Origin of the sequence: Streptomyces sp., assembly GCF_019510245.1 — a bacterium.
GTDB lineage: Bacteria > Actinomycetota > Actinomycetes > Streptomycetales > Streptomycetaceae > Streptomyces.
Window position 1 is genome coordinate 1 of sequence record NZ_JAEKKT010000329.1, and the last position, 5,211, is coordinate 5,211.

The window sequence follows — 5,211 nt, forward strand, 5'->3', positions numbered from 1 at the left end:
GGTCTGTGCCGCCGGGAGGCGCACGAACTCCTCAAGGCGGCACCGACACCGACGCGGGCTGCGAGGCTGACACGCACGCAGCTGCAGGCCGCACTCAAGCGCGCCGGTCGCAAACGCGGCGTCGAAGCCGAGGCCGAACGGCTCCGTGAAGTCTTCCGCGCCGACTGGGCCCACCAGCCCCCGCTGGTCGAGGACGCGCTCGGCCAGCAGATGCTCGCGCTCCTGGTCCAGCTCCAGGCCGCCTGCACGGCGGCCGACAATCTGGCCGAGGCGGTGGAGGAAGCTTTCCCTCAGCATCCGGACGCTGAGATCATCCTCAGCTTCCCCGGCCTCGGCATCCAGCTCGGTGCCCGGGTGCTCGCCGAGATCGGGGACGACCGAAACCGCTTCGCCGATGCCCGGGGCCTGAAGGCATACGCCGGGGCTTCCCCCATCACCAGGGCCTCGGGCAAGAAGTCGAGCATCACTCGCCGGTGGGTGAAGAACGACCGCCTCAACCACGCCGGCTACCTCTGGGCCTTCTCCGCGATCACCGCCTCACCAGGCGCCAAGACCCACTATCGCAGGCGCCGCGACGGCCACGGAGACTGGCACGCAGCTGCCCAGAGGAACCTCTTCAACCGCATGCTCGGCCAGCTCTACCACTGCCTTCAGCACCGCAAGCTCTTCGACGAGCACACCGCCTTCCCCGTCGAACTCGCCGCCGCAGCTTTACGTGTTGAACGCCTGAGGTGTCTATGCGGTCAGAGCACTAGACGTCCGCGTACTTGGTGTCGGCGGACGGGTCCAGTGCCAGCCGGTACCCCCGCTTCACCACCGTCTGGATCAGCTTCGGCGCCCCCAGGGCCGTACGGAGACGGGCCATCGCCGTCTCCACCGCGTGCTCGTCCCGGCCGGCGCCGGGCAGCGCCCGCAGCAGCTCCGCTCGTGACACCACCCAGCCCGGCCGCCGGGACAGCGCCCGCAGCAAGGACATCCCTGCCGGTGGCACCGGCCGCAGCACCCCGTCGACCAGCACCGCGTGCCCCCGGATCTCCACCCGGTGGCCGGCGATGGGCAACGACCGGGCCCGCCCGGGAAGCTCCTGGCACAGCAGCTGCACGAGCGGCCCGAGCCGGAAACGCTCGGGCGAGACCGTGTCCACCCCCCGCGCCTGCAACGGCAACGCGGTCACCGGCCCGACACACGCCGGCAGCACATCGTGGTGGAGGGCGGCGAGCAGCTCGGGCAGCAGACTCCGGTCCTCGGCCCGGGAGAGAAGGGAAGCCGCGGCGGGCGCGCTCGTGAAGGTCACCGCGTCCAGCCCCCGCGAGACAGCCGCGTCCAGCAGCCGGTCCACCGGCCCGATGTCCTCCGGCGGCATCCACCGGTACACCGGCACCCCCACGACCTCCGCTCCCGCGGCCCGCAAAGCCTCCACGAACCCGGGCAACGGCTCCCCGTGCAGCTGAATGGCGACCCGGCGCCCCTCGACGCCCTCCTCCAGCAGCCGGTCCAGTACCTCGGCCATGGACTCCGACGACGGCGACCAGTCCTCCGTCAGCCCGGCGGCCCGTATCGACCCCTTGACCTTCGGCCCGCGCGCGAGCAGCTCCACCTCACGCAGCCGGTCGAGGAGCGCCTCACCGAGCCCCCATCCGTCGGCGGCCTCGACCCACCCCCGGAAGCCGATGGCGGTCGTGGCGATCACGACGTCGGGCGCCTGGTCGATCAGATCCTTCGTCGCCGCCAGCAGTTCACTGTCGTCGGAGAGGGGCACGATCCGCAGAGCGGGCGCGTGCAGTACGGCGGCTCCACGGCGCTGGAGCAGCGCACCGAGCTCGTCCGCTCGGCGCGCGGCCGTGACGCCCACGGTGAACCCCGCGAGGGGACCGTGTTGCTCTGCTGCCTGCTGTTCGTCGTACATGGCTGTCGTCCCGCAGTCTGTCGTCTGACCTACATGCCGACCGAGCCTGTCAACGGCTCGTGACAGGCTCGGTTCCGCTTTATGTCGCCAGTGTTACGTCACACCTCGGCGTAGCTGAGCTGCGGCTTCGCCTCAAGGACTGGCGGAAGGCGAGGTTGATGCCGACGCCGCCGAGTGCTCCCGCCGCGCCGATGAGACCCATCGAGGCTCCGGAGAGGCGACGTCCGTACAGTACGGCCGCCTCCCCTTCGAGACCCTTGGCGACGGCCTTGGTCTGGAAGATGCCGGGGATCATCTTGAACGTCGATCCGTTGCCGATGCCAGTGAGCGAGAACAGTACGACGAAGGCGACGACGAACAGGGGCAGCGACTTCTGCATGCTGGCGACGACCAGGACGGCGGTGGCGGCACCCATGGCGACGTAGTTCCAGAGGGTGATCTTCGCGCCACCGTACTTGTCGGCGAGCCAGCCGCCCACGGGCCGGATCAGGGAGCCGAGCAGCGGTCCGATGAAGGTGAGGTACGTGGCCTGCAGCGGCGTACGGCCGAACTGGTTCGTCAGCACCTGCCCGAAGGCGAAGCTGTAACCGATGAACGAGCCGAACGTGCCGATGTAGAGGAAGGACATGATCCAGGTGTGGCCGTCCCGCGCGGCGTCCTTGGCGGCGCCGGTGTCGTTCTTCACGGACGCGATGTTGTCCATGAAGAGAGCCGCGAGGACGGCGGCCACGGCGATGAGCGGGATGTAGATCCCGAGCAGCACACGCGGGCCGCCGCTGGCCCCGATGACGGCCAGGGCCACCAGCTGGATCGCGGCCACACCGATGTTGCCGCCGCCGGCGTTCAGACCGAGCGCCCAGCCCTTCTTCTTCAGCGGGAAGAAGGCGTTGATGTTGGTCATGCTGGAGGCGAAGTTGCCGCCACCGATACCAGCCAGCAGGCCGACCAGCAGGAAGGTGTTGAACGAGGTCCCCGGCTTCATCACGGCGAACGCGGCGATGCTCGGGATGAGGAGCAGGCTGGCCGAGATGATCGTCCAGTTCCGCCCGCCGAAGATGGCCACGGCGAAGGTGTAGGGCACCCGGACGACGGCTCCGACCAGGGTGACCATGGAGGTCAGCATGAACTTGTCGGCCGGGGTGAGGCCGTACTCCGGGCCCATGAAGAGCACGAGCACCGACCACAGGGTCCAGATCGAGAACCCGATGTGCTCGGAGAGAACGGAGAAGAGCAGGTTCCGCTTGGCGACCTTCTCGCCGGTCTCCTTCCAGAAGGTCTCGTCCTCCGGATCCCACTGCTGGATCCAGCGACCGCCCCTGCTCGGGGGTGCGGGGGCTGTACTAGGGGCTGTCATGACGCCTCCACGGTGCGACGGGGCTCGGTGGTGCTTTTCGGGGGTGCTGAGCGGTGATAAGTCCCGAAGGTAGGGAGGACGCGTTTCCTGCCTGTGGCACCGGGTGACCGGAAGGGAACTTTGCTCTCACCCCGGCGGGGGGCGGGATGAGAGGTCGTGAGGGCTTTGTGTTACGAAGAGCTCCGCGCGTCGGAAGGCCGTGGTGTGAGGACCGCCCGACCACTTCAGTCGTCGGCATCCTCGGTGTCGTCGTAGTCCTCGGCCAGCCGGAGCCCTAGGTCGGACTCCCACTCCAGGGCCCATCGCCGCAGCTCAGCGATGTCTTCGGGGCCGAGCCCATACGCCGCGAACTCCTCGTCACCGACCCATACGACGCTCTCGAGCCGGTCGCGGAGCTCGACGAGGTCGAACTCCTCCTCGTCCCGCGCACCCAGCTGCTCCAGCTCGACGACGGAGTAGTACCGGCAGGCTGCGTGGACGTCGATCACGTCACGCGGCAGACCGCGATCCCCGAGGGCGCGTACCTTCATGACCACCAGGTCCTCGAGATCGACCACGGGGCCGACGTCCATGACTACCGGCTGATGAGCCAAGGCCTCTTTGAGAAGGTCTACTTCACAGGCCTCCCGGCTGTCCGGATCCGTGACGAGGAGCCGTGCCTTGAGCGGCCTGACGTCGACAATGGCGACCGCCCAGCCCTTCCCTCGCAGGCCATCCGCAAGGCGCGGGACGATGTCGGCCATCGACGCAAGGTGCCGAGTCGCGAAGTCCAGATCCTGACTGGGACGAGCGACCAGGCCATGAGCCTGTACGGCATACCCGCCGGCGAGGGCGAGCTCGTAATCCACACCGCATCCAGGGCATCCGCCAGCAGTCGGCGATGCAGCGGGGGCAGCTTCATACCGGGCCGGAACGGCGGAACTCGGGACCGGAACGGCAGAGCTCGGGAAAGGCTTCCTCCCACGTCTCGCGCACGCCGCGCCCCAGCATCTTGCGCAGGATCGACCAGTGGCGGACGAGGTGCTCCTGATCGAGGTAGCGCACGAAGTCGTCAGTGGATCCGTTGTTCAGAACGATCCGGTACAGGCCCAGCAGCAGCTTCACGTCACCGAGATCGAAGACCCGCAGCCCGGACCACGCGAGTTCGAGGGGAAGCGCGACGGATCCGCTCTTGGGCCCGGCCAGCTCGTCGAGCGTCACCGGCAGCCGCTCCGTCCCGTAACCCCAGCGGGAAGGCGCGCTCCTGCTTCCGTCTGCGTACTCGGCCACAACAGCAGTATGCCGGGCTCGTACGACAACCGCGGCTGGACGGCTCAACGCTTCCCACCGCACAGGCCGCCCCGGCCCACCTCGAACCACAACAGCTTCCCCGCGCCCCGATCGAGAAGTCCGTCTCCGAGCGACCACCCACCCCACGCATCGGCGAACTCCTGCACAAGGAACAGACCACGCCCTCCGACCGTGCCCAGCGAGGCGGGCGGAACGCGATCGCCGGGAGGCCGGGCAAAGGGAGCGGGGATATATGGGTGGCTGTCCCACACCCCGACCCGCAGCCGCCCCTCCCCCAGAGCCGTCAGCCTCAGCGAGACGGGCCCCTTGGCGTGCAGGTAGGCGTTGGTGACGAGTTCGGACGTCAACAGCTCGACAACGTCGAGGACTTCGGCCATGCCATGGCTGTTCAGCGCGGCCCGCACGGTCGTACGTGCGACACGTGCGGCTCTGGGGTCATGCGGCAGGCGAAGGGCGTACACCCAGGTGTCGGGCAGGGCTACGGTGACCATCGGATACCTCCGGCGGAAGAGAAGGGGAGCTTCGACGACTTCTCGCTCAACGGCCACGCCGGGCGGTGGCTGTGCCTGGGTGGGTGCGCTTCCGGCTTATGGGCGGGGGGAGTTGGGCGACAAGAAGTACAGTAGAGGCACACGGGAGATACATCTCCCGAATTGGAGAG

The 5,211-nt window shown here is 68.5% G+C and carries 4 protein-coding genes and 2 pseudogenes; 1 reads left to right on the top strand and 5 read right to left on the bottom strand.

Going from position 1 to position 5,211, the window contains the following annotated elements:
• Positions 1 to 711: pseudogene (locus JF597_RS50290) on the top strand (transposase); the annotation flags it as partial.
• A gap of 40 nt (positions 712 to 751) precedes the next feature.
• Here the strand turns inward: JF597_RS50290 and JF597_RS50295 are convergent.
• The 5 genes and pseudogenes from JF597_RS50295 to JF597_RS50315 form a co-directional block, all read right to left on the bottom strand.
• Positions 752 to 1,906: a uroporphyrinogen-III synthase gene (locus JF597_RS50295; RefSeq protein ID WP_069765337.1), complete on the bottom strand. Its 1,155-nt coding sequence runs from the start codon at positions 1,904 to 1,906 to the stop codon at positions 752 to 754.
• A 79-nt stretch (positions 1,907 to 1,985) separates the two neighbouring features.
• Complete coding sequence (locus JF597_RS50300; protein WP_294012981.1) at positions 1,986 to 3,260, bottom strand: nitrate/nitrite transporter; 1,275 nt, start codon at positions 3,258 to 3,260, stop codon at positions 1,986 to 1,988.
• Between the two features lie 224 nt (positions 3,261 to 3,484).
• Positions 3,485 to 4,161, bottom strand: a pseudogene (locus JF597_RS50305) (nucleotidyl transferase AbiEii/AbiGii toxin family protein).
• Positions 4,158 to 4,460 (bottom strand): hypothetical protein, encoded by a 303-nt coding sequence (locus tag JF597_RS50310; RefSeq protein WP_294012984.1) that lies wholly within the window; start codon positions 4,458 to 4,460, stop codon positions 4,158 to 4,160. Before JF597_RS50310 ends, JF597_RS50305 begins: the two are co-directional and overlap by 4 nt.
• 113 nt (positions 4,461 to 4,573) lie before the next feature.
• Positions 4,574 to 5,041: an ATP-binding protein gene (locus JF597_RS50315; RefSeq protein WP_294012987.1), complete on the bottom strand. Its 468-nt coding sequence runs from the start codon at positions 5,039 to 5,041 to the stop codon at positions 4,574 to 4,576.
• Positions 5,042 to 5,211: the final 170 nt, after the last annotated feature.

What these genes read in the sequence shown, in the direction of transcription:
- JF597_RS50295 (WP_069765337.1), bottom strand. Translation starts at nt 1,906, where the DNA reads ATGTACGACGAACAGCAGGCAGCAGAGCAACACGGTCCCCTCGCGGGG.
- JF597_RS50300 (WP_294012981.1), bottom strand. Translation starts at nt 3,260, where the DNA reads ATGACAGCCCCTAGTACAGCCCCCGCACCCCCGAGCAGGGGCGGTCGC.
- JF597_RS50315 (WP_294012987.1), bottom strand. Translation starts at nt 5,041, where the DNA reads ATGGTCACCGTAGCCCTGCCCGACACCTGGGTGTACGCCCTTCGCCTG.